This is a genomic window from Pseudomonas agronomica (assembly GCF_025917275.1).
GTDB lineage: Bacteria > Pseudomonadota > Gammaproteobacteria > Pseudomonadales > Pseudomonadaceae > Aquipseudomonas > Aquipseudomonas agronomica.
This window is the reverse complement of record NZ_JAOSHO010000965.1, coordinates 1-707: the sequence shown is the minus strand read 5'-3', so window position 1 is coordinate 707 and position 707 is coordinate 1. Positions and strand designations below refer to the sequence as shown.

Annotated in this window: 1 protein-coding gene; it reads left to right on the top strand. The window is 55.7% G+C overall.

Features of this window, described 5'->3' with window-relative positions; genetic code table 11:
• The first annotated feature begins 316 nt into the window (after positions 1–316).
• Positions 317–703, top strand: a complete 387-nt coding sequence (locus tag OC610_RS28400; protein ID WP_264433045.1) for a DUF6124 family protein — start codon at positions 317–319, stop codon at positions 701–703.
• The last annotated feature ends 4 nt before the right edge of the window (positions 704–707 follow it).

Genomic DNA, 707 nt, shown 5'->3' with positions numbered 1-707 from the left:
AGCCGTTACCAAAAAAACGGATATACACACAATTCTGAAAAGGACTGTTGCGCAGCCCAGCGGGAGCAAGCTCCCTCGCCACGGGGTTTGCGTCACCAGGAACAGGGATGAGTCGTTCATTAGCGTCGGAAGGATCACCGGCCTCGAAACGAAACATCCCACAGCTTTTTAGGGTTGCCGCTCGGAAGTGGGCTCTCTAATCTTTTCCTTGTCGCTGCAAAACAGTGACCAGGAGTGGGAACCTGAAATTAATAGGGTCGTAAGCCTCACGACCATAACGGCGAGTGACGGCTCCAATTTCATCAGGAGCGTGCACATGAACGAAGGAAAGAAGATAGAACCGAACTTCAACAGAACAAACCCCCTAGCAGAATTCGACGCCATCGAAGACCTGCTAAAAGACCGAGCCGCCGCCGATCGGGCCCTCGATCATTACCTCAACCCAAAGCCTCCAAAGCCCAGTACCGATCCACGCATCGATAGCCTGTTCTCCGTTACCGCCAAGGCCGACACCGATACGCTGCTGACCAGCACTTGCGAAACCCTGGCCTCGATCAAGATCATGGCCGAGGACCTGGCGTTTGAAGTGGAGGGCACGCGGCGCAGCGTGGCGCTGGGGATTCATCAGTTGGTGGAGTTGTGTCAGTTGCTGGTGGACAAGGCGTTGGATCAGCTTGAAGCGCCGGCCAGCCCGGCACCTTGATCCC